Below are 21,579 nucleotides of genomic sequence, written 5' to 3'. Positions count from 1 at the left end.
CAGGAGCAAGCGCAGATGGCGCACGATTCGACCCCGCGGCCCGAGCTGCTGATGACGGGCCCCTACCAGCCGTGGGACGACGCATGGCTGTCGACCGGCTACCACGTCCACCGGCTGTGGGAGGCCGCCGACCGCGCGGCGTTTCTCGCCGAACACGGCGCCGGCGTGCGCGCGATCGCGACGCGCGGCGACCTCGGCGCCAATGCCGCGCTGATCGCCGCACTGCCGCAGCTCGAGATCATCTCGTGCTACGGCGTCGGCACCGACGCGATTGATCTCGCCGCGGCACGCGAGCGCGGCATCCGCGTGACCAATACGCCCGACGTGCTGACCGGCGACGTCGCCGATCTCGGCGTCGGGCTCACGCTCGCGCTGCTGCGCCGGATCGGTGCCGGCGACGCGTACGTGCGCTCTGGCGCATGGCGCGACGGCGACATGCCGCTCGTCACGCGCCTGTACGGCAAGCGCGTCGGCATCGTCGGCTTCGGCCGGATCGGCACGACGCTTGCGCGCCGGCTGTCGGGCTTCGACGTCGAGCTCGGCTATTTCGACGTCGCGCCGCGCGCCGACAGCCCGCATCGTTTCTTCGGCCAGTTGACCGAGCTGGCCGACTGGTGCGACGTGCTGATCGTCACGCTCGCGGGCGGCGCGTCGACGCGCCATCTCGTCGACGCTGCCGTGCTCGACGCACTCGGCCCGCGCGGCTATCTGGTGAACGTGTCGCGCGGCACGACCGTCGACGAACCCGCACTGCTCGACGCGCTCGAGCGCGATGCGATCGCCGGCGCGGCGCTCGACGTGTTCTGGAACGAACCGAACATCGACCCGCGTTTCCTCGCGTTGCAGAACGTGCTGCTGCAGCCGCATCATGCGAGCGGCACCGTCGAGACGCGTCAGGCGATGGGCTGGCTCGTGCGCGACAACCTCTCCGCGCACTTCGCCGGCGCGCCGCTGCTCACGCCGGTCGTCTGAGGAGGGGTGTCATGCGTATGCGTTGCATGTGTGTCGTGATCCACGGGCCGAACGACCTGCGGCTCGAAGAGCAGGACGCCGGCGAGATCGGCCCGGGGCAGGTGCGCGTCGATGTCGCGATGGGCGGCATCTGCGGCTCCGACCTGCATTACTTCCGGCACGGCGGCTTCGGCGCGATCCGGCTGCAGCAGCCGATGGTGCTCGGCCATGAAGTGGCCGGCACGGTCGCGGCGGTCGCGCCGGACGTGTCGGCGGTGAATGTCGGCGATCGCGTCGCGGTCAATCCGAGCCGCCCGTGCGGCGCGTGCCGCTACTGTCTCGAAGGGTTGCCGAACCAGTGTCTCGACATGCGCTTCTACGGCAGCGCGATGCGCATGCCGCACGTGCAGGGCGCGTTTCGCAACGCGCTCGTGTGCGACGCGGCGCAGTGCGTGAAAGTGGCCGATCACGTGCCGCTGTCGCTCGCGGCGCTTGCCGAGCCGTTCGCGGTCGGGCTGCACGCGGTGTCGCGCGCGGGGCCGCTGATCGGCCGGCGCGTGCTGGTGTCGGGATGCGGGCCGATCGGCGTGCTGGCGGTCGCGGCGGCGCGCGTGCACGGCGCGGCGGAGATCGTCGCGACCGACGTGGTCGATGCGCCGCTCGACGTGGCGCGCGCGCTCGGCGCCGACCAGACGATCAACGCGGCGACCGATAGCGGCTGGGTTGCGCGCTACGGTGCCGACAAGGGGACGTTCGACGTGATGATCGAGTGTTCCGGCAATGCGCGCGCACTGCGCGACGGCCTCGACGTGATGCGGCCGCGCGGCGTCGTCGTACAGCTCGGGCTCGGCGGCGACGTCAGCCTGCCGCAGAACGTGGTGGTCGCGAAGGAGCTGTCGATCTGCGGGTCGTTCCGCTTCCACGCGGAGTTCGCGCTTGCGGTGCAGTTGATCAATGCGGGGCGCGTCGATCTCGCGCCGGCCGTGACGCGCGTGTTTCCGATGCGCGAAGCGAGCGATGCGTTCGAGCTGGCCGGCGACCGGCAGCGCGCGATGAAGGTGCTGATCGATTTCGCGGACGCGACTGCATGACCGTTCGCTGACGGCGCGCGACGGCGCGCATGCAAAAAAGGCACGCCCGCGATGCGCGGAGCGTGCCTTTTTATTGGCCGGTGCGAAAGCCGGTTACTGCGTGACTTGCCGCACGCCGACGCGTTGCGATGCGAGCCACAAGGCGATCAGCACGCCGGACAGCGCGGCGCCGGCGATGCACACGCCGCGCCAGCCGTCGACGCCGTACGCGACGCTCGCCGCGAACGACCCGAACGCGCCGCCGATGAAGTAGCTCGTCAGGTAGATCGTCGTCACGCGGCTGCGTGCGTTGCCGGCGAGCGCATAGATCACGCTCTGGTTCGAGATGTGCATGCCCTGCACGCCGACATCGAGCAGCAGGATGCCCGCGATCAATGCGACGAGCGAGTGCGCGCCGGTCGCGATCAGCGCGAACGAGGCGAGCACGGCCGCCGCGAACAGGCCGGTCGCCGCGTTGCCGTGGCCGCGGTCGACGAGCCGGCCGGCCGAGGTCGCCGCGAGCGCGCCCACCGCGCCGACGACGCCGAACAGCCCGATCTGCCCTTCGGAGTAGTTGTACGGCGGCTGGCTCAGCAGGAACGTGAGGCCGGTCCACAGCAGGCTGAAGCACGCGAACACGAGCGCGCCGTAGGTGGAGCGCAGCGCGATCAGCGGCTGCGCGCGCACCAGCGCGACGAGCGACTTCATCAGCGCCGCGTAGTCGAGCCGTGCGTGGCGGCGATCCTTCGGCAGCTTCGCCGCGAGCAGGCCCGTCAGCGCGAGGATCATCACCGCGGCGATCCCGTACACCGCGCGCCAGCCGAAGCCGTCGGCGATTGCGCCGGCCGCGACGCGCGCGAGCAGGATCCCGAGCAGCAGCCCGCTCATCACGGTGCCGACCGCGCGGCCGCGCGTGCGCGCGTCGGCGAGCGACGCGGCGAACGGCACGAGCAGCTGCGTCGAGCAGGTGACGAAGCCGAGCGCGATGTTCGCGACGACGAACATCGTGAAGTTGGTGCTGAACGCGACGGCCACCAGCGCGATCACGTTGAGTACGAGCAGCCGCACGATCAGCGTGTGGCGGTTGACCGCGTCGCCGAGCGGCACGATCAGCAGCAGGCTCGCTGCGTAGCCGAGCTGCGTCAGCGTGACGAGATAGCCGAGCTCGGCGGGCGGGCGGCCGAAGCTGCGCGCGATCGCGGCGAGCAGCGGCTGCGCGTAATAGATGTTGCCGATGACGATGCCGCACGCGCAGGCGAACAGCAGCGTCATGGCGCGGGTCAGTGGGGGATGGTTGTCGTGATGCGGTTCCATGGTCGCGAAAAACGGCGGCGGCCGGCGGCGCGGGGGCGGCCGGCTGCACGGGGATTGCGGAAATCGGGGCCGGCGTCAACGGATCGGCGATGAGCCGATGCGCGCCGGGCGGAGCGTGGCCGGTGCCCGGGTGGGGCGGCGGCGGATCGTCGTGCGGCGGACGGGGCAGGGCGGGCCCGGGCGTGCCGCTCCGGTGCGGCGGCAGGCGCCATGCGCGGAAGCGGAAGTGCGTATGATGCGGGAATCGAATCATAGCGTCCAAGACTGGATCGCTATGGTATTCATTGGTGCAGCCAATACTTGAGCCGCGCATGCTACTTCGCCACATCCGCTATTTCCTGGCCGTCGCCGAGCAGCGCAGCTTCACGCGCGCGGCCGACGCGCTGCATGTGTCGCAGCCGACGCTGTCGCAGCAGGTGCGCCAGCTCGAGGATATGCTCGGCGTGCAGCTGTTCGACCGCTCGGGCCGCACGGTGCGGCTCACCGAGTTCGGCGAAGTCTATGCGCGCCACGCGCGCGCGGCACTGCACGAGCTCGATACCGGGCAGCGCGCGCTGCACGACGTCGCCGATCTCGGCAGCGGTTCGTTGCGGCTCGCGATGATGCCGACCTTCGCGGCCTACCTGAGCGGCTCGCTGATCGACGCGTTCCATGCGGATTTTCCGAACGTCGCGCTGACGATCGACGCGATGCCGCAGGAGCGCATCGAGGCGCTCCTGGCCGACGACCGGCTCGATGCAGGCTTCGCGTTCATGCCGCCGCGCGCGCCCGACATCGACGCGCTGCCGCTGTGGGACGAACCGCTCGCGCTCGTGACGGGCCGCACGCATCGCCTGGCCCGCCGTCGCCGCGCGCTGAGTCCGGCCGAACTCGTCGGCGAGCCGCTGGTGCTGCTGAGCCGCGCGTTCGCGACGCGTGAAAGCATCGACCGGTATTTCATCGAGCAGGGCGCGCAGCCGAAGATCGCGATCGAGACGAACACGGTCAGCGCGGTGCTGGAGCTCGTGCGCTGCGGGCGGCTCGCGACGGTGCTGCCCGATGCGGTCGCGCGAGAGAGCGGCGATCTGTGCGCGCTGGAGATTGATCCGCCGCTGCCGGCGCGCACGGCAGCGCTGCTCACGCGCAAGGGCGCGTACCGCAGCGTCGCGGCGCGCGCCTTCATCGAGCGCGCGCTCGCGTATCGCGATCCGTCGGGGGGATGACCGGGATGGCCGGCGACCGGTTGCGGCGCCGGCCGCGCGTGCTGGCGCTCAGGTGCGCGGCGTCGGGAAGAAGATGCCCGCGCGCTGCGCGGCGTTGGCGATGTGCGTTTCGATCGCGGTGCCGGCGGCCGCCGCATCGCGCGCGATCAGCGCATCGACGATCGCACGGTGTTCGTGCCACGTCGACAGCAGCAGCTCGCGTCGGTAGAACGGCATGCGCTGGCTTTCCTTCATGATGTCCGCGCTGCTGCGCAGCACCGATTCGATCGCCGCGTTGCCCGCGAGATGGATGATCCGCATGTGGAAGTCGAAGTCGAGCCGCGACGCCTCGTCGAGCGCGCTCTCGGTCAGCGCGACGTGCAGGTCGGCGAGGTTGTTTTCGAACCAGGCGATGTCGTCGTCGGTGACGACGTGCGCGGCCATCCGCGCGGCGAACCCTTCGAGCGCATAGCGCATCTGGTACGTGTCGGGCGGCGACGACTGCTCGGCGAACCGCCACGCGTGGGCGGCGGTTGCCTGCGCGCTTTCGACATAGACGCCCTTGCCGGCGCGGATGCGCAGCATCCCGAGCGCCTCGAGCGTCGACAGTGCCTCGCGCAGCGACGCGCGGCTGATTTCCAGCTCCTCGGAGAGCTGGCGCTGGGCCGGCAGCAGGCTGCCGACCGGATACACGCCTGCCTCGATCCGGTCGCGGATCGTCGAGATGGCGGCGTCGGTCACGGTGTGTGGAACGTTCTTCATGATGTGAGCGATGGCCGGTCTGACCAGCATTGTAATCCGCACGCAGGCGGTGCACGAGCGACCTACGGGAAAGCCACGATCCGCCCCGATCCGGTGCATTCCGACCCCATGCCGAGGGGCGGGAAATCCCTATTTGATCCGTCCTTGACGCGACTATATCGGCTTCCTACTATCCACCATAACATCACTGGTCTTACCAGTATGAACAGACGAAACTGCAACCGTTTGATCGGGAGAGCGCCGTGTCGAAATTCCTCAATTCGCTGTTTGGCCGGGTAGTCATCGCATTGATACTGGGGGTCGCGCTCGGCGCGTTCTTCCCGCATTTCGCCGAGTCGCTGCGACCGCTCGGCGACGGTTTCCTGAAGCTCATCAAGATGGTCATCGGCCCGATCGTGTTCTGCGTCGTGGTCAGCGGGATGGCCAATGCGGGCGACCTGAAGAAGGTCGGCCGGGTCGGCCTGAAGGCGGTCGTCTACTTCGAGGTGATGACGACGATCGCGCTCGGCATCGGGCTCGTGCTCGCATGGCTCACGCGTCCGGGCGTCGGGATGAACATCGACCTGCGCTCGCTCGACGCGGCATCGCTCGCGTCGTATGCGAAGAACGCCGAAAGCCTGAAGGACACGGCCGGCTACCTGATGAAGATCATCCCCGAGACCGCGATCGACGCGTTCGCGAAGGGTGACATCCTGCAGATCCTCGTGTTCGCGGTGCTGTTCGGCTCCGCGCTGTCGCTGCTCGGTGACAAGGCGCAACGCGTGAACAGCCTGATCGAGGAACTGTCGCACGTGTTCTTCCGCATCATCGGCTTCATCATCAAGCTCGCGCCGCTCGGCGTGCTCGGCGCGATCGCGTTCACGACCGGCAAGTACGGCGTGGCATCGCTCAAGCAGCTCGGCTATCTCGTCGCGGTGTTCTACCTGAGCTGCTTCGTGTTCGTCACGGTCGTGCTCGGCGCGGTGATGCGCCTCGCGGGCTTCTCGGTGTTCAAGCTGATCCGCTACCTGCGCGAGGAACTGTCGATCGTGCTCGGCACCGCATCGTCCGACGCGGTGCTGCCGCAGGTGATGAGCAAGCTCGAATACATGGGCATCAAGGATTCGACGGTCGGCCTCGTGATTCCGACCGGCTATTCGTTCAACCTCGACGGCTTCTCGATCTACCTGACGCTCGCCGTGCTGTTCATCGCGCAGGCCACCAACACGCCGCTGTCGACGCATGACCTGATCGTCGTGCTGCTCGTGTCGCTCGTCACGTCCAAGGGCGCGCACGGGATTCCGGGTTCGGCGATCGTGATTCTCGCGGCGACGCTGTCGGCGATCCCCGCGATTCCGGTGCTCGGCCTCGTGCTGATCCTGCCGGTCGACTGGTTCGTCGGCATCGCTCGCGCAGTGACCAACCTGATCGGCAACTGCGTCGCGACGGTCGTCGTCGCGGTGTGGGAGCACGACATCGACCGGGCCCGTGCGAAGCGCGTGCTGAATCGCGAACTGCGCTACGTGCCGGCCGACGAACAGGGCCGCGCCGCACCGGTCGCTGGCGACCAGGCCCACGCGCTCTGAGCGCGAGTGCGCGCGGAGCGGCTGCCCCGGCTGCCCCGCGCGATGTGAATTTCATGCAGCCGGTGCGACGACGCGCCGGCGCTTCCAAACACACTGGAGACGACATGGCAGCCCCCATCCTCGATCCGAACGCGCCGGCTTTCACGCGGCGCTACATGAACCTCGCCGACCCGCGCCTGGGCGCGCAGGCGCTCTTCGCCAGCGACGAGTTCTTCGCGCCGAAGGAGCGCATGCTCAATCCCGAGCCGGCCGTCTTCATTCCCGGCAAGTACGACGACCACGGCAAGTGGATGGACGGCTGGGAAACGCGCCGCAAGCGCACCACCGGCCACGACTTCTGCGTGGTCCGGCTCGCGCGGCCGGGCGTGATCCATGGCGTCGATCTCGACACGAGCCACTTCACCGGCAACTTCCCGCCGGCCGCGTCGATCGAGGCGTGCGCGGTGGACGGCGACACGCCGCCGGACGACGCCGCATGGCGCACGATCGTGGCCGCGACGACGCTGCAGGGTAATTCGCATCACTACGTGAGCGTCGACGACGCGCAGCCGGTCACGCACCTGCGCGTGAACCTGTATCCGGACGGCGGGCTCGCGCGGCTGCGCGTGTACGGCCAGCCGCAGCGCGACTGGCGCCATGTGCCGGCCGGCGAGCTCGTCGATCTCGCGGCGATCGAGAACGGTGGCTACCTGGTGGCCGCGAACAACCAGCACTTCGGGCCGGCTTCGCAGATGCTGATGCCGGGACGCGGCGCGAACATGGGCGACGGCTGGGAAACGCGGCGCCGCCGCGAGCCCGGCAACGACTGGGCGATCGTCGCGCTGGCGCGCCCGGGCATCATCCGGCGCGTCGAGGTCGATACCGCTTTTTTCAAGGGCAACTTCCCCGACCGCTGTTCGCTGCAGGCCGCGCACGTCACGGGCGGCACCGACGATTCGCTCGTCACGCAGGCGATGTTCTGGGCCGAGCTGCTCGGCGAGCAGAAGCTGCAGATGGATCACGTGCACACGTTCGATCAGCTCGCGGCGCTCGGCCCCGTCACGCACGTGCGCTTCAACATCTTCCCGGACGGCGGCGTGTCGCGCCTGCGTCTGTGGGGCGAGCCGGCTTGACGGAGGGTGATGGCATGAGCAGACCCCATATCTTGCGCGTCGAGCGGCTGACCCGCGAAGCGTTCGCGCCGTTCGGCGACGTGATCGCGCTCGAAGGCGCGCGGCATTTCCCGATCAACGGCGGGACGACCGAGCGTTTCCACGATCTCGCGACGATCGACGTCTGCACGGACGGCGGCCGGCCGCTCGTCAGCATGTTCCGCGCGCAGCCGCGCACGCTGCCGGTCGCGATCACGCTGATGGAGCGTCATCCGCACGGCAGCCAGGCATTCATCCCGCTGGCGGCCGTGTCGCGCTACGCGATCGTCGTCGCGCCGGCCGGCGAATTCCGGCCCGACGCGATGCGCGCGTTCCTCGCCGAAGGCTGGCAGGGCGTGAATTATGCGAAGGGCGTGTGGCATCACCCGCTGCTCGCGCTCGACGCGGTCAGCGATTTCGTGATCGTCGATCGCGGCGGCCCGCAGCCGAACTGCGACGAGATCCCGCTCGACGACGCGTGGGCGCTCGAGTTCGAACCGGCCTGCGCGAGCACGGCCTGACGCACGGCGCAGCCGCACGACTGAAAACGTTTCCGGACGGGTCCGCGTGTCACGCGGGCCTCGTCGCATGAATCCTGTCTCGAAAACAACACGGCCCGGGCGGCGAGATGCCGGCCGGGCCGTCGCGCATGCGCGAATGGTGCGGATCAGTGCTTGCGGTGCGGGCAGTTCTCGGTCGTGCAGGAACCGTACATCGCGAGCGAGTGTTCCTGGAGCCGGAAGCCGCGTTCCTTCGCGATCGCCTGCTGGCGGCTTTCGATCTCGGCGTCGAAGAATTCTTCGACGCGGCCGCAATCGAGGCACACGAGGTGATCGTGGTGCGAACCTTCGTTCAGTTCGAACACGGCCTTGCCGGATTCGAAGTTGCTGCGCGTGAGCAGGCCTGCCTGCTCGAACTGCGTCAGCACGCGGTAAACCGTGGCGAGCCCGATGTCGAGTTGTTCGTTGAGCAGGTTCCGGTAGACGTCTTCGGCCGTCAGGTGACGCACCGGGCTCTGTTGGAAGATCTCGAGAATCTTGAGGCGCGGTAGGGTGGCCTTGAGCCCAATATTCTTGAGATCCGTCGGATTGGTCATGGCTAGGCATCCCTAGAGTACAATGCAGGGCTTCAATGTTACCGGCTTTTCGCCGTTCCAGAAACACGCGCGGCTCGCGACGCGGGCCAGCACGGTGACGGAAATGATCCCAGAATCTCTTTCGCACTTTCAGAGGAGTCGCATGCGGAGTGCCATCATCGCTGCCGCCGCCGTTGCCGCGCTGGCTGGTTGTTCGTCGTACGACAGCGTGACGCAGCGCATCGCGCAGAGCATCACGCCCTATCGGATCACTGTCGTGCAGGGCAACTTCGTGTCGCAGGAAAAGGCGGCACAGCTGCAGGCCGGGATGTCGCGCGAGCAGGTCCGCGCGTTGCTCGGCACGCCGCTGCTGACCGACATGTTCCATGCTGACCGCTGGGATTACCTCTTCTACTTCAAGCGCGGCTCGACGGCCGTCGTCCAGCAGCGCGACCTCGTGCTGACGTTCTCGGGCGACCGCCTCGCGAGCTGGTCGGGTGCTGAGAACCTGCCTTCCGAGCTCGACCTGCTGGCCGATATCGACGGCGATCGCGGCGGCAAGAAGGCGAAGGCCGCCGCCGCGGCGAAGAGGGCGTCCGAAGCCGCTGCCGCGAGCGCCGCAGAGACCACCGCTGCCGCGAGCCCGGCTGCCGAGCCGGCATCCGGCGCGGCGGTCGACCAGGACGCGAACGCGCAGGCCGCACGTGCGGCGAACCGCGCGACCAACCAGGTATCGGGGCAGGGGACGGCCGCGCGCCGCTTCACGCCGTCCACGCAGGTTTCGAGCGGCGCACCGGTGCCGGGCGGCCAGCCGCCGGGCGTCGCGCCGGCGATCCAGCCGCAGTTCCAGTTCCATCGTCCGCCGCAGCCGAACGTGTCGAACGACACGGCGCAGCCTGTCGGTCCGCAGGGCTCGGACACGCTGCAGAACCAGCCGCTTACCGCGCCGGCGCAGTAAGCGGCCGGCGTGCGGAAACGGGGCGGCATGCGCCGCCCGCCTTTAGACCTGTCGTGTAGAAAGCCATGAAGATTGCGATTGCCGGTGCATCGGGCCGTATGGGCCGGATGCTGATCGAAGCCGTTCTCAACGATTCCGACGCGCAGCTCGTCGGCGCGCTCGACCGCGCCGATTCGCCGTTCCTCGGCCAGGACGCGGGCGCGTTCCTCGGCAAGGAAACCGGAATCAAGCTGACCGACGACCTCGACGCCGTGTTCGCGCAGGCCGACTACCTGATCGACTTCACGCGTCCGGAAGGCACGATCGCGCACGTCGCGGCCGCGCTGCGCCACGACGTGAAGCTCGTGATCGGCACGACCGGCTTCACCGTCGAGCAGAAGGCGGAGCTGCAGGCCGCGGCAGGCAAGATCGGCATCGTGTTCGCGGCGAACATGAGCGTCGGCGTGAACGTCACGCTGAAGCTGCTCGAATTCGCGGCGAAGCATTTCGCGCACGGCTACGACATCGAGATCATCGAGGCGCATCACCGTCACAAGGTCGATGCGCCGTCGGGCACCGCGCTGATGATGGGCGAGGCCGTTGCCGGCGCGCTCGGGCGCTCGCTCGACGACTGCGCTGTGTACGGCCGCCAGGGCGTGACGGGCGAACGCGATCCGTCGACGATCGGCTTTGCGGCAGTGCGCGGCGGCGACATCGTCGGCGACCACACCGTGCTGTTCGCCGGGATCGGCGAACGGATCGAGATCACGCACAAGTCGTCGAGCCGCGTGTCGTACGCGCAGGGCGCGCTGCGCGCGGTCCACTTCCTGTCGGCGCGTGGCGCCGGCCTGTTCGACATGCAGGACGTGCTCGGCCTGCGCTGACCCTCACGGGGAAACTCCGATGGCCATTCCCACCGGCGTTGTCCACTACCTCGATAGCGGCGATGCGATCACGCACGCCGTCGCCTACGTACTGCTGGCGATGTCCGTCGCCAGCTGGTGCTTCCTCCTCATGAAAGCCTGGCTCCTGGTCCGCGCGAAGTGGCAGGGGCCGCGCGCGCTCGCCGCATTCTGGCGCGCGCCGTCGCTTGACGCGGGCATCGCCGCGCTCGTCGGCGCCGACCGCGAGCGCGTGTTCGTGCCGCTCGCCGAAGCCGCGCGCGACGCGGCCGATGAGCATGACCCGGCCGCGCTGGCCGCGCGCGTCGAGCGCAGCGAACGCGTGCTGCGCGCGCTGCGTCATGCGATGCTGCGCTCGCAGCGCCGGCTCGAGTTCGGCCAGGTGCTGCTCGCGTCGATCGGCAGCACCGCGCCTTTCGTCGGGCTGCTCGGCACCGTGTGGGGCATCTATCACGCGCTCGGCAGCATCGCCGCGAGCGGGCAGGCGCAGATCGAGAACGTCGCGGGGCCGGTCGGCGAGGCGCTGATCATGACCGCGTTCGGGCTCGTGGTCGCGATTCCCGCGGTGCTCGCGTACAACATCCTCGGGCGGCTCGTGCGGCAGCTCGCCGAGGAACTCGACGGCTTCGCGCGCGACCTGCACGTGTTCGTGTGCGCGCAGGGCGCCTGACGCGCGGCCCGGAGGAACGACCATGGCATTCGGCGGACTGGAGCACCACAAGACGTCCGCGCCGATGGCGGAGATCAACATGACCCCGCTGATCGACGTGATGCTCGTGCTGCTCGTCATCTTCATCATCACCGCGCCGCTGATGACGCATGCGATTCGGCTCGACCTGCCGAAGGTCGCGGCCAGCGTCGCGCGCGACACGCCGCAATCGGTCACGCTGTCGATCGACGACGCCGGCAAGCTGTTCTGGGACGACACGCCGGTCGCGCTCGACGCACTGCCCGCGCGCTTCCGGGCCGCCGCCGCGGGCACCACGCCGCCGGAGCTGCGGCTGCGCGCGTCGCGCGCGACCCGCTACGACGTGATCGCGCAGGTGATGGGCGCCGCGCAGGCTGCGGGGCTCACGCGCATCGGCTTCGTCACCGACATGCCGCCGGCGGGCGCCGCCGCGCCGGCCGCAGCGGGCGCGAAACGCTGACCGGCCGGCCGCCTGCGCATCCGGCGCGGGCCAGAATGCGTGCCGGCCCGCGAGACCGGCCGTACCGCCCGCCACGGACGGTATAATCGTCGTTTCCGCCCGGTCGGCAGGGTTTCGCCGGGTAACCAGGAGACCCGCCTGGTTACCCGGCGAATATCCGGACCATGAGGCAGGCCCGGGAACCGTGAGCCTGCTCGCGCCGCCGGGCTGCCCGATTTTCGTCCACATCCGCGTGCCCGCCCCGTGGCGCGCCGCTTAAAGCCTAGTCCGAACCACACCATGCACGAGAGATACGTACCCGCCGACGTCGAAGCCGCCGCCCAGGGCGACTGGCGCGCAGCCGATGCCTACAAGACGAAGGAAGATTCGCAGAAACCGAAGTTCTATTGCGTGTCGATGCTGCCGTACCCGTCCGGCAAGCTGCACATGGGTCACGTGCGCAACTACACGATCAACGACGTGATGTACCGCTATCTGCGGATGAACGGCTACAACACGCTGATGCCGATGGGCTGGGACGCGTTCGGGATGCCGGCCGAGAACGCCGCGATGGCGAACGGCGTGCCGCCCGCGAAGTGGACCTACGACAACATCGACTACATGAAGGGCCAGATGCAGTCGATGGGTCTCGCGATCGACTGGTCGCGCGAAATCGCGACGTGCAAGCCCGACTACTACAAGTGGAACCAGTGGCTGTTCCTGAAGATGCTCGAGAAGGGCATCGCGTACAAGAAGACGGGCACCGTGAACTGGGATCCGGTCGACCAGACCGTGCTCGCGAACGAGCAGGTGATCGACGGCCGCGGCTGGCGTTCGGGCGCACTCGTCGAGAAGCGCGAGATCCCGATGTACTACCTGCGCATCACGCAGTACGCGGATGAGCTGCTGAACGACCTCGACGGCCTCGGCTGGCCCGAGCGCGTGAAGATCATGCAGCAGAACTGGATCGGCAAGAGCTTCGGCGTGAACTTCGGCTTCCCGTACGAACTCGACGGCGAGAAGACGCTGCTGCGCGTGTTCACGACGCGTGCCGACACGGTCATGGGCGTCACGTTCTGCGCGATCGCGGCCGAGCATCCGCTCGCCACGCGCCTCGCGCAGGGCAAGCCGGAACTGCAGGCGTTCATCGACGAATGCAAGCGCGGCGGTGTCGCCGAGGCTGACGTCGCGACGATGGAGAAGAAGGGCGTCGCGACGGGCTTCTCGGTGTCGCACCCGCTGACGGGCGAGCCGGTCGAGGTCTGGATCGGCAACTACGTGCTGATGAGCTATGGCGAAGGCGCGGTGATGGGCGTGCCGGGCCATGACGAGCGCGATTTCGCGTTCGCGAAGAAATACGACCTGCCGATCAAGCAGGTGATTGCGAGCGAAGGCCAGGCTTACTCGCTCGACGCCTGGCAGGAGTGGTACGGCGACAAGGAAACCGCGGTCTGCGTGAACAGCGGCAAGTACGACGGCCTGCGCTATGCGGAGGCGGTCGACGCGGTTGCGGCCGACCTGAAGGCCGGCGGCTTCGGCGACAAGCAGGTCACGTGGCGCCTGCGCGACTGGGGCGTGTCGCGCCAGCGTTACTGGGGCACGCCGATCCCGATCATCCACTGCCCGTCGTGCGGCGACGTGCCGGTGCCGGAGCAGGACCTGCCGGTCGTGCTGCCGGAAGACCTCGTGCCGGACGGCTCGGGCAACCCGCTCGCGAAGTCCGAAGCGTTCCTGAACTGCGCGTGCCCGAAGTGCGGCGCGGCCGCGAAGCGCGAAACCGACACGATGGACACCTTCGTCGATTCGTCGTGGTACTTCTCGCGCTACACGGCGCCGGACGCCGACACGATGGTCGACGCGCGCACCGATTACTGGATGCCGATGGATCAGTACATCGGCGGCATCGAGCACGCGATCCTGCACCTGCTGTATTCGCGCTTCTGGACCAAGGTGATGCGCGACCTCGGCCTCGTGAAGTTCGGCGAGCCGGCGAAGAACCTGCTCACGCAGGGGATGGTGCTCAACGAAACGTACTATCGCGAAGACGCATCGGGCAAGAAGACCTGGTACAACCCGCTCGACGTGACGGTCACGCACGACGACAAGGGGCGCCCGGTCGGCGCGACGCTGAACGCGGACGGCCAGCCGGTCGTGCTCGGCGGTATCGAGAAGATGTCGAAGTCGAAGAACAACGGCGTCGATCCGCAGCTGCTGATCGACCAGTACGGCGCCGACACCGCGCGCCTGTTCACGATGTTCGCCGCACCGCCCGAGCAGCAGCTCGAGTGGTCGGGTGCGGGCGTCGAAGGCGCGAGCCGCTTCCTGCGCCGCGTGTGGAGCTTCGGCGCGGGCAACCGTGAAGCGCTCGCCGTGCGCGCCGGTTTCGACGCAGCGACGCTCGGCGATGCCGACAAGGCGCTGCGCCGCGAGATCTACACCGTGCTGAAGCAGGCCGATTTCGACTACCAGCGTCTGCAGTACAACACGGTCGTGTCGGCCGCGATGAAGATGCTGAACGCGATCGACGGCGCGAAGGGCGCGACGCCGGCCGTGCTGCGCGAGACGTACGGTGTGCTGCTGCGCGTGCTGTACCCTGTCGTGCCGCACGTCACGTTCGAGCTGTGGAAAGTGCTCGGCTACGCGGACGAATTCGGCCCGCTGCTCGACGCACCGTGGCCGAAGGTCGACGAGGCCGCGCTCGAGCAGGCCGAGATCGAACTCGTGCTGCAGGTGAACGGCAAGGTGCGCGGCGCGCTGAAGGTCGCGAAGGACGCGAGCCGCGAGGCGATCGAAGCCGCGGCGGTGGCCGACGAAGCGTTCGCGAAGTTCAGCGACGGCAAGCCGGCGAAGAAGATCGTCGTCGTGCCGGGCCGTCTCGTGAACATCGTCGTCTGACGGCCGCTGGCCGTCGGGCGCACACAGAAGGAGCGAAGGTGATCCGCAGATCGTTTTTGGTGCTCGTCGGCAGCGCGGTCGCGCTGTCGGCATGCGGTTTCCAGCTGCGCGGCCAGCAGGACTACGCGTTCAAGCGGCTGCTGATCGCCGGCGCGCCGGCGGCTGTCGGCGCGCGGCTCACGCGTCTCGTCGAGGCCGGCAGCGACACGAAGATCGTCAAGTCGGCGGACGACGCCGATGCCGTGCTGCGCATGTGGGAATCGCGCGGGCAGAACACGCTGACGCTGAACAAGTACGGTACCGCGCAGGAGTATGCGCTGTACTACACGCTGAACTACACGCTGACGAGCAAGGACGGCACGGTGCTGATCCCGACGAGTGCGATCGCGCTGAACCGCGCGATGACGTACAGCGACCAGTACACGAACGCGAAGGCGCAGGAATCCGACATCCTGTACGCCGACATGCAGAACGATGCCGTCGACCAGCTGATGCGGCGTCTCGCGATCGTCCATTCGCTGACGCCGGCGCCGCAGGACGTCGTGCCGGGCGTGGCGCCGGGCGCGCCGCTGCCGCCGCCGCCGCTCTGATCGCCGGCGCACGTAGCGATGCAATTGCGACTTGATGCGCTGGAGCCGCACCTCGCGAAGGGGATGGCCGGGCTCTACACCGTGTATGGCGACGAGCCGCTGCTCGCGCAGGAAGCGTGCGACCGCATTCGTGCGGCCGCGCGCGCGGCCGGTTTCACCGAGCGTTCGGTGCATACGGTCGAGCGCGGCTTCGACTGGAGCGTGCTGCTTGGCGCGACCCAGGCGATGTCGCTGTTCGGCGAGCGTCAGCTGATCGAGCTGCGCATTCCGTCGGGCAAGCCGGGCAAGGAAGGCGCCGATGCGCTGAAGACGCTCGCGGCGACGCCCAACCCCGACGCGCTGATGCTCGTCACGTTGCCGCGGCTCGACGCGGCCACGCAGAAATCCGCCTGGTTCACCGCGCTGCAGAACGGCGGCGTCGCGCTGAAGATCGATCCGGTCGACCGCGCGCAGCTGCCGAACTGGATCGGCCAGCGTCTGTCGATGCAGGGCCAGCGCGTCGCCCCCGGCGACGACGGCCGGCGCGCGCTGCAGTTCATCGCGGAGCGCGTCGAGGGCAACCTGCTCGCCGCGCACCAGGAAATCCAGAAGCTCGGGCTGCTGTATCCGCAGGGCGTGCTGGCGTTCGAACAGGTGCACGACGCGGTGCTGAACGTCGCGCGCTACGACGTCTTCAAGCTGAACGAAGCGATGCTCGCCGGCGACGCCGCACGGCTCGCGCGGATGATCGACGGGCTGAAAGGCGAGGGCGAGGCGATCGTGCTCGTGATGTGGGCCGTCGTCGAGGAATTGCGCACGCTGCTGCGGATCAAGCGCGGCGCGACGGCCGGCAAGCCGCTGGCCACGCTGCTGCGCGAGAATCGCGTGTGGGGCCCGCGCGAGCGGTTGATTGCCCCCGCGCTGAACCGCGTGTCGGAAGCGATGCTCGAGAAGGCGCTCGCGTTCGCCGCGAAGCTCGACCGGCAGGTCAAGGGGCTGTCGGCCATCACGCCGGGCCGGCGCACCCAGGACGATCCGCCGCCCGATCCGTGGGACGGCCTGTTCCAGCTCGCGATGACGGTGGCAGGCGAGCGCGGCGAGCGACCGCCGACCGCGGGTCGCGTGCGGCGCTAGGGTCTAGACCCTTGGCCTCGGCGGGGCCGTCAGCGCCCGCATCGCAACCCGCTTACAATATTTCGATAGTCGGCGCGGCCCTTCCCGCGGTCGCGCTGCACGCTTTCCCCGAATTCACGCCGCGCCAAGCGGCTCGCTTCTCGAGTCACACGATGGATATCGACCAGTACATGACGGACCTGGGCCGCCGTGCCCGGCACGCTTCCCGCGCGATGGCGCGCGCCAGCACGGCCGCGAAGAACGCGGCACTCGACGCCGTGGCCCGCGCGATCGAGCGCGATGCGCAGGCACTGAAGGATGCGAATGCACGCGACGTCGCCCGCGCGCGCGAAAAGGGGCTCGATGCGGCGTTCATCGACCGCCTGACGCTGTCGGACAAGGCGCTGAACACGATGATCGAAGGCCTGCGCCAGGTCGCGTCGCTGGCCGATCCGATCGGCGAGATCGGCAACCTCAAGTACCGCCCGAGCGGAATCCAGGTCGGCCAGATGCGCGTGCCGCTCGGCGTGATCGGCATCATCTACGAGTCGCGCCCGAACGTGACGATCGACGCGGCCGCGCTGTGCCTGAAGTCGGGCAACGCGACGATCCTGCGCGGCGGCTCCGAAGCGCTCGAGTCGAACGCGGCGCTCGCGAAGCTGATCGGCGAAGGGCTCGAAGCGGCCGGCCTGCCGCAGGACGCGGTGCAGGTCGTCGCGACCGCCGATCGCGCGGCGGTCGGCAAGCTGATCACGATGACCGAATACGTCGACGTGATCGTGCCGCGCGGCGGCAAGAGCCTGATCGAGCGCCTGATCAACGAGGCACGCGTGCCGATGATCAAGCACCTCGACGGCATCTGCCACGTGTATGTCGACGATCGCGCCGATCTCGCGAAGGCGCTGACGGTGTGCGACAACGCGAAGACGCATCGCTACGGCACCTGCAACACGATGGAGACGCTGCTGGTGTCGAGCGGCATCGCCGCGACGCTGCTGCCGCCGCTCGGCAAGCTGTATCGCGACAAGCAGGTCGAACTGCGCGTCGATGCGGCCGCGCGCGCGGTGCTCGCCGATGCCGGCGTCGGTCCGCTCGTCGACGCGACGGAAGAAGACTGGCACACCGAATATCTCGCGCCGGTGCTCGCGATCAAGGTCGTCGACGGCCTCGACGCGGCGATCGAGCACATCAACCATTACGGCTCGCACCACACGGATGCGATCGTCACCGAGGATCACGACCGCGCGATGCGCTTCCTGCGCGAAGTCGATTCCGCGAGCGTGATGGTCAACGCGTCGACACGCTTCGCGGACGGCTTCGAATTCGGCCTCGGCGCGGAAATCGGCATTTCGAACGACAAGCTGCACGCACGTGGCCCCGTCGGCCTGGAAGGGCTCACGTCGCTGAAGTACGTCGTGCTCGGGCACGGCGAAGGCCGCCAGTAATCCGTCAAGCGAGGCGCACAACCAATGGCAATGCTCTGGGTCAAGACGTTCCATATCGTTCTGATCGCCGCGTGGTTCGCGGGGCTGTTCTACCTGCCGCGCATCTACGTGAATCTCGCGATGGAAACCGATCCGGCCGCGGTGCGGCGCCTGCTGCTGATGGCGCGCAAGCTGTTCCGCTTCATGACGTTCATCGCGGTGCCGGCGCTGGCGTGCGGGTTGTGGCTCTGGCTTGCGATCGGCATCGGCCAGGGGCAGGGCTGGATTCACGCGAAGGTGACGGTGGTGCTGCTGCTCGTGATCTACCACGCGTATTGCGGGCATCTGCTGCGGGTGTTCGAGCGCGGCGAGAACCGCCGCACCGACAAGTGGTATCGCGTGTTCAACGAGCTGCCGGTGCTCGGCATGCTCGCGGCGGTCGCGCTGGTCGTGATCAAGCCGTTCTGATTGCGTTGCACCGCATCGCCGTCGCTCCGGCCGGCGATTGATGCACAAAAAATGGCGCCCCTCGGGGCGCCATTTTCATTTGCGCGTTGCGCGCGTTCATTCCTTCGCCGGGTCGTCGAGCCGACGGCGCGTGATCGCCTCCTTCGCGCGGCCGACCCGCTCCATCAGCGCCGGCCCGCGCGACAGCGCGACGCCGACCGCGAGGATGTCGCCGATCGCGAGATGCGACATCCGCGACGTCATCGGCGAGAACACGTCGGTTTCCTCGGCGACGTTCGACGCGAGGCTCACCGTCGCAAGCTTCGCGAGTGGCGAATGGCTTTGCGTGATCGCGACGACCTTCGCGCCGCACGCGAGCGCGGAGCGCGCGGCCTCGACGATGTCGCGCGTGCGGCCGGTGTTCGAGATCGCGACGACGACGTCGTGCGGCCCGAGCAGCGCCGACGACATCGAGAACGTGTGCGGGTCCGAATACGCGACGCTCGGCACGCCGAGCCGGAAGAACTTGTGCTGGATGTCCTGCGCGGCGATGCCCGAGCCGCCCGCGCCGTAGAACTCGATGCGCGATGCGTTCGACAGCAGCGCGATCGCGTCGGCGACGCTGCCGGCCGACAGGCTGTTGCGCACCTCGATCAGCGCGCCGATCGTGCGGTCGAACACCTTGCCGATGATGCCGGGCGCGGGCTCGTCCGGTTCGACGTCGCGATAGACCGACGACACGCCGGGCGCGATGCTCTGCGCGAGCCGGATCTTGAATTCGCGAAAGCCGCTGCAGCCGAGCGCCTGGCAAAAGCGCGCGATGGTCGGCTGGCTCACGCCCGCGCGGGTCGACAGCTCGGTCATCGCGAGGTCGAGCACCTCGCGCGGCGCGGCGAGGATGTAGTCGGCGAGCTTGCGCTCGGACGGGCGCAACTCGGCGCGGATCGCTTCAATGCGGGGCAGCATGGGACGGCAGATGAAAATCGGGTTCGGATGAGCGAGTGTATCGCAATCGAATTGTAGAAAATCTACATAAAAATACTAGTTCTTTCGCTGGCCTTTCTCCGAGTGGATGGCGGGATTGATTAGGGTTTTCACTAGGTAAAGCCTTGCTGGTGGCGGGAATAAGGGTTGCGCGCATGTCGATCTGCATTGCGTGCTTGTAGTTTTTCTACTAGACTGGCTTCGTTCGTTCGACGTACTCGACCGTCCCCACGATTCCAACCGCCGGTGTCGTCCGGCATACAGGAGCGCCCAGCATGACGTCGCTGCACCCCACTCTGGCGAAAGTCACCGAACGCGTGATCGCCCGCAGCCAATCGACCCGTTCCGCCTATCTGCAGCGCATCGACGGCGCGCAAGGCAAGTTTCCGGCGCGCGGCGCGCTGTCGTGCGCGAACCTCGCGCACGGCTTCGCGGGTCTCGAGGGCAGCGACAAGTTCCAGATCAAGGCGATTCGCGAGCCGAACATCGGCATCGTGTCCTCGTACAACGAGATGCTGTCCGCGCACGCGCCGTACAAGGATTTCCCCGACATCATCAAGGCCGCCGCACGCGAGAACGGCGGTGTCGCGCAGTTTGCCGGCGGCGTGCCGGCGATGTGCGACGGCGTCACGCAGGGCAACCCCGGGATGGAGCTGTCGCTGTTCTCGCGCGAAGCGATCGCGATGGGCACGGCAATCGCGCTCACCCACAACATGTTCGACGCGGCGCTCTGCCTCGGCATCTGCGACAAGATCGTGCCGGGCCTGCTGATCGGCGCGCTGCAGTTCGGCCACCTGCCGACCATCTTCGTGCCGGCCGGCCCGATGACGAGCGGCCTGTCGAACGACGACAAGGCGAAGATCCGCCAGCAGTTCGCGACCGGCCAGGTCGGCCGCGACGCGCTGCTCGAAGCCGAATCGGCCGCGTATCACGGCCACGGCACCTGCACCTTCTACGGCACCGCGAACAGCAACCAGATGCTGATGGAGCTGATGGGCCTGCACCTGCCGGGCTCCGCGTTCGTCCATCCGCACACGCCGCTGCGTACCGCGCTGACGGCCGAGGCCGCGCGCCGCGTGCTCGACCTGACGGTGGAGCGCGGCCAGTACACGCCGATCGGCCATGTGGTCGACGAGAAGGCGATCGTCAACGGGATCGTCGCGTTGCTCGCGACGGGCGGCTCGACCAATCACACGCTGCACCTCGTCGCGATCGCGCGCGCGGCCGGCGTGCTGATCGACTGGAACGATTTCGACGAACTGTCGGCCGTCGTGCCGCTGCTCGCGAAGATCTACCCGAACGGCAAGGCCGACGTGAACCACTTCCACGCAGCAGGCGGCGTCGCGTTCCTGGTGCGCAACCTGCTCGAAGGCGGGCTGCTGCACGAAGACGTGACGACGGTCGCGGGCAAGGGGCTGTCGCACTACACGAAGGAGCCGAAGCTGATCGACGGCAAGCTGACGTGGGTCGACGGCACGGCCGAGAGCCACGACACGAAGGTGCTGCGCGGCATTCGCGACCCGTTCCAGCCGGACGGCGGCCTGCGCCTGATGCAGGGCCGGCTCGGCCGCGGCGTGATCAAGATTTCGGCGGTCGCGCCCGAGCACCGCAAGGTGACGGCGCCCGCGATCGTGTTCGATTCGCAGGAAGCCGTGCAGGCGGCATTCGATCGCGGCGAACTGAAGCGCGACTTCGTCGCCGTGGTGCGCTTCCAGGGCGCGCGTGCGAACGGGATGCCCGAGCTGCACCGTTTGACGCCGCTGCTCGGCGTGCTGCAGGATCAGGGCTTCCACGTCGCGCTGGTCACCGACGGCCGCATGTCGGGGGCATCGGGCAAGGTGCCGGCCGTGATCCACGTGTCGCCGGAGGCGCTGCTGGCCGGCCCGCTCGGCAAGGTGAAGACGGGCGACACGCTCGTGATCGACGCGGACGCGGGCGTGCTCGACGTCGAGATCGACGAAGCCGAATGGCAGGCGCGCCCGGTCGCGCAGCCGCTGCACCAGGTCGACAACGAGACGGGTTTCGGGCGTGAACTGTTCGGCGTGTTCCGCGCGGCTGCCGCGCCGGCCGAGCAGGGCGCATCGGTTTTCGGGACGCTGGTCGGCGAAGCGGCCGTCCACGTCGCCGCATGAA

20 protein-coding genes are annotated in these 21,579 nt (G+C 68.4%); 16 read left to right on the top strand and 4 right to left on the bottom strand.

The window, feature by feature from the left end:
* Positions 1-15 precede the first annotated feature (15 nt).
* Both BX604_RS04625 and BX604_RS04620 read left to right on the top strand, forming a co-directional pair.
* Positions 16-972, top strand: coding sequence for a 2-hydroxyacid dehydrogenase (locus BX604_RS04625; protein ID WP_098549780.1), 957 nt, complete (start codon positions 16-18; stop codon positions 970-972).
* Between the two features lie 11 nt (positions 973-983).
* Positions 984-2,042 carry an L-idonate 5-dehydrogenase gene (locus tag BX604_RS04620; RefSeq protein ID WP_098549779.1) on the top strand — a complete coding sequence of 353 codons (1,059 nt, stop codon included), beginning with the start codon at positions 984-986 and terminating at the stop codon, positions 2,040-2,042.
* Between the two features lie 93 nt (positions 2,043-2,135).
* On the opposite strand, the gene BX604_RS04615 is transcribed toward BX604_RS04620, so the two are convergent.
* The gene (locus BX604_RS04615) at positions 2,136-3,335 is read right to left on the bottom strand and encodes an MFS transporter (protein ID WP_098549778.1); all 1,200 of its coding nucleotides are present in this window, start codon (positions 3,333-3,335) and stop codon (positions 2,136-2,138) included.
* A 311-nt stretch (positions 3,336-3,646) separates the two neighbouring features.
* Here BX604_RS04615 and cynR point away from each other — a divergent pair, with 311 nt between their 5' ends.
* Positions 3,647-4,537: a transcriptional regulator CynR gene (gene cynR, locus BX604_RS04610; protein ID WP_096506308.1), complete on the top strand. Its 891-nt coding sequence runs from the start codon at positions 3,647-3,649 to the stop codon at positions 4,535-4,537.
* A gap of 48 nt (positions 4,538-4,585) precedes the next feature.
* On the opposite strand, the gene BX604_RS04605 is transcribed toward cynR, so the two are convergent.
* Positions 4,586-5,308, bottom strand: coding sequence for a FadR/GntR family transcriptional regulator (locus BX604_RS04605; protein ID WP_098549777.1), 723 nt, complete (start codon positions 5,306-5,308; stop codon positions 4,586-4,588).
* 212 nt (positions 5,309-5,520) lie between these two features.
* On the opposite strand from BX604_RS04605, the gene BX604_RS04600 reads away from it, so the two are divergent.
* From BX604_RS04600 to BX604_RS04590, 3 genes are all read left to right on the top strand, one after another.
* The gene (locus BX604_RS04600) at positions 5,521-6,843 is read left to right on the top strand and encodes a C4-dicarboxylate transporter DctA (RefSeq protein ID WP_098549776.1); all 1,323 of its coding nucleotides are present in this window, start codon (positions 5,521-5,523) and stop codon (positions 6,841-6,843) included.
* Between the two features lie 104 nt (positions 6,844-6,947).
* Positions 6,948-7,955, top strand: coding sequence for an allantoicase (alc, locus tag BX604_RS04595; protein WP_098549775.1), 1,008 nt, complete (start codon positions 6,948-6,950; stop codon positions 7,953-7,955).
* Positions 7,956-7,969: 14 nt separating this feature from the next.
* Complete coding sequence (locus tag BX604_RS04590; protein ID WP_098549774.1) at positions 7,970-8,494, top strand: ureidoglycolate lyase; 525 nt, start codon at positions 7,970-7,972, stop codon at positions 8,492-8,494.
* Between the two features lie 146 nt (positions 8,495-8,640).
* Here BX604_RS04590 and fur read toward each other — a convergent pair whose 3' ends face one another.
* Positions 8,641-9,069: a ferric iron uptake transcriptional regulator gene (fur, locus tag BX604_RS04585; protein ID WP_006753314.1), complete on the bottom strand. Its 429-nt coding sequence runs from the start codon at positions 9,067-9,069 to the stop codon at positions 8,641-8,643.
* A 142-nt stretch (positions 9,070-9,211) separates the two neighbouring features.
* Between fur and BX604_RS04580 the strand changes: the two genes are divergently transcribed.
* From BX604_RS04580 to BX604_RS04540, 9 genes are all read left to right on the top strand, one after another.
* Complete coding sequence (locus tag BX604_RS04580) at positions 9,212-10,006, top strand: outer membrane protein assembly factor BamE (RefSeq protein WP_098549773.1); 795 nt, start codon at positions 9,212-9,214, stop codon at positions 10,004-10,006.
* A 65-nt stretch (positions 10,007-10,071) separates the two neighbouring features.
* Entirely contained in the window at positions 10,072-10,869 is a 798-nt protein-coding gene (gene dapB, locus BX604_RS04575; RefSeq protein ID WP_098549772.1) for a 4-hydroxy-tetrahydrodipicolinate reductase, read from the top strand.
* 19 nt (positions 10,870-10,888) lie between these two features.
* Positions 10,889-11,557 (top strand): MotA/TolQ/ExbB proton channel family protein, encoded by a 669-nt coding sequence (locus BX604_RS04570; protein ID WP_098549771.1) that lies wholly within the window; start codon positions 10,889-10,891, stop codon positions 11,555-11,557.
* 22 nt (positions 11,558-11,579) lie between these two features.
* Positions 11,580-12,035 carry an ExbD/TolR family protein gene (locus BX604_RS04565; RefSeq protein ID WP_098549770.1) on the top strand — a complete coding sequence of 152 codons (456 nt, stop codon included), beginning with the start codon at positions 11,580-11,582 and terminating at the stop codon, positions 12,033-12,035.
* Positions 12,036-12,314: 279 nt separating this feature from the next.
* Entirely contained in the window at positions 12,315-14,909 is a 2,595-nt protein-coding gene (gene leuS, locus BX604_RS04560) for a leucine--tRNA ligase (RefSeq protein WP_098549769.1), read from the top strand.
* 38 nt (positions 14,910-14,947) lie between these two features.
* A complete protein-coding gene (locus tag BX604_RS04555) occupies positions 14,948-15,499 on the top strand; it encodes an LPS-assembly lipoprotein LptE (RefSeq protein WP_098549768.1) in 552 nt (183 codons plus the stop codon).
* An 18-nt stretch (positions 15,500-15,517) separates the two neighbouring features.
* A complete protein-coding gene (holA, locus tag BX604_RS04550; protein WP_098549767.1) occupies positions 15,518-16,612 on the top strand; it encodes a DNA polymerase III subunit delta in 1,095 nt (364 codons plus the stop codon).
* Between the two features lie 152 nt (positions 16,613-16,764).
* The gene (locus BX604_RS04545; protein ID WP_098549766.1) at positions 16,765-18,036 is read left to right on the top strand and encodes a glutamate-5-semialdehyde dehydrogenase; all 1,272 of its coding nucleotides are present in this window, start codon (positions 16,765-16,767) and stop codon (positions 18,034-18,036) included.
* A 24-nt stretch (positions 18,037-18,060) separates the two neighbouring features.
* Positions 18,061-18,483, top strand: coding sequence for a CopD family protein (locus BX604_RS04540; protein ID WP_098549765.1), 423 nt, complete (start codon positions 18,061-18,063; stop codon positions 18,481-18,483).
* Between the two features lie 96 nt (positions 18,484-18,579).
* Here BX604_RS04540 and BX604_RS04535 read toward each other — a convergent pair whose 3' ends face one another.
* On the bottom strand, positions 18,580-19,428 hold the full coding sequence (locus BX604_RS04535; protein WP_098549764.1) for a MurR/RpiR family transcriptional regulator: 849 nt from the start codon (positions 19,426-19,428) through the stop codon (positions 18,580-18,582).
* 293 nt (positions 19,429-19,721) lie between these two features.
* Here BX604_RS04535 and edd point away from each other — a divergent pair, with 293 nt between their 5' ends.
* Positions 19,722-21,578 carry a phosphogluconate dehydratase gene (gene edd / locus BX604_RS04530; protein WP_098549763.1) on the top strand — a complete coding sequence of 619 codons (1,857 nt, stop codon included), beginning with the start codon at positions 19,722-19,724 and terminating at the stop codon, positions 21,576-21,578.
* Position 21,579: the final 1 nt, after the last annotated feature.

The organism is Burkholderia sp. JKS000303 (genome assembly GCF_002563755.1).
GTDB lineage: Bacteria > Pseudomonadota > Gammaproteobacteria > Burkholderiales > Burkholderiaceae > Burkholderia > Burkholderia anthina_B.
Note: the sequence above shows the minus strand (reverse complement) of the source record. Positions and strands in the feature narration are given on the sequence as shown.

Excerpts from the sequence above, each read along its gene's own strand:
- BX604_RS04625 (WP_098549780.1), top strand. The coding sequence starts at position 16 with ATGGCGCACGATTCGACCCCGCGGCCCGAGCTGCTGATGACGGGCCCC.
- BX604_RS04620 (WP_098549779.1), top strand. The coding sequence starts at position 984 with ATGCGTATGCGTTGCATGTGTGTCGTGATCCACGGGCCGAACGACCTG.
- BX604_RS04615 (WP_098549778.1), bottom strand. The coding sequence starts at position 3,335 with ATGGAACCGCATCACGACAACCATCCCCCACTGACCCGCGCCATGACG.
- cynR (WP_096506308.1), top strand. The coding sequence starts at position 3,647 with ATGCTACTTCGCCACATCCGCTATTTCCTGGCCGTCGCCGAGCAGCGC.
- BX604_RS04605 (WP_098549777.1), bottom strand. The coding sequence starts at position 5,308 with ATGCTGGTCAGACCGGCCATCGCTCACATCATGAAGAACGTTCCACAC.
- alc (WP_098549775.1), top strand. The coding sequence starts at position 6,948 with ATGGCAGCCCCCATCCTCGATCCGAACGCGCCGGCTTTCACGCGGCGC.
- BX604_RS04590 (WP_098549774.1), top strand. The coding sequence starts at position 7,970 with ATGAGCAGACCCCATATCTTGCGCGTCGAGCGGCTGACCCGCGAAGCG.
- fur (WP_006753314.1), bottom strand. The coding sequence starts at position 9,069 with ATGACCAATCCGACGGATCTCAAGAATATTGGGCTCAAGGCCACCCTA.
- BX604_RS04580 (WP_098549773.1), top strand. The coding sequence starts at position 9,212 with ATGCGGAGTGCCATCATCGCTGCCGCCGCCGTTGCCGCGCTGGCTGGT.
- dapB (WP_098549772.1), top strand. The coding sequence starts at position 10,072 with ATGAAGATTGCGATTGCCGGTGCATCGGGCCGTATGGGCCGGATGCTG.
- BX604_RS04570 (WP_098549771.1), top strand. The coding sequence starts at position 10,889 with ATGGCCATTCCCACCGGCGTTGTCCACTACCTCGATAGCGGCGATGCG.
- BX604_RS04565 (WP_098549770.1), top strand. The coding sequence starts at position 11,580 with ATGGCATTCGGCGGACTGGAGCACCACAAGACGTCCGCGCCGATGGCG.
- leuS (WP_098549769.1), top strand. The coding sequence starts at position 12,315 with ATGCACGAGAGATACGTACCCGCCGACGTCGAAGCCGCCGCCCAGGGC.
- holA (WP_098549767.1), top strand. The coding sequence starts at position 15,518 with ATGCAATTGCGACTTGATGCGCTGGAGCCGCACCTCGCGAAGGGGATG.
- BX604_RS04545 (WP_098549766.1), top strand. The coding sequence starts at position 16,765 with ATGGATATCGACCAGTACATGACGGACCTGGGCCGCCGTGCCCGGCAC.
- BX604_RS04540 (WP_098549765.1), top strand. The coding sequence starts at position 18,061 with ATGGCAATGCTCTGGGTCAAGACGTTCCATATCGTTCTGATCGCCGCG.
- BX604_RS04535 (WP_098549764.1), bottom strand. The coding sequence starts at position 19,428 with ATGCTGCCCCGCATTGAAGCGATCCGCGCCGAGTTGCGCCCGTCCGAG.
- edd (WP_098549763.1), top strand. The coding sequence starts at position 19,722 with ATGACGTCGCTGCACCCCACTCTGGCGAAAGTCACCGAACGCGTGATC.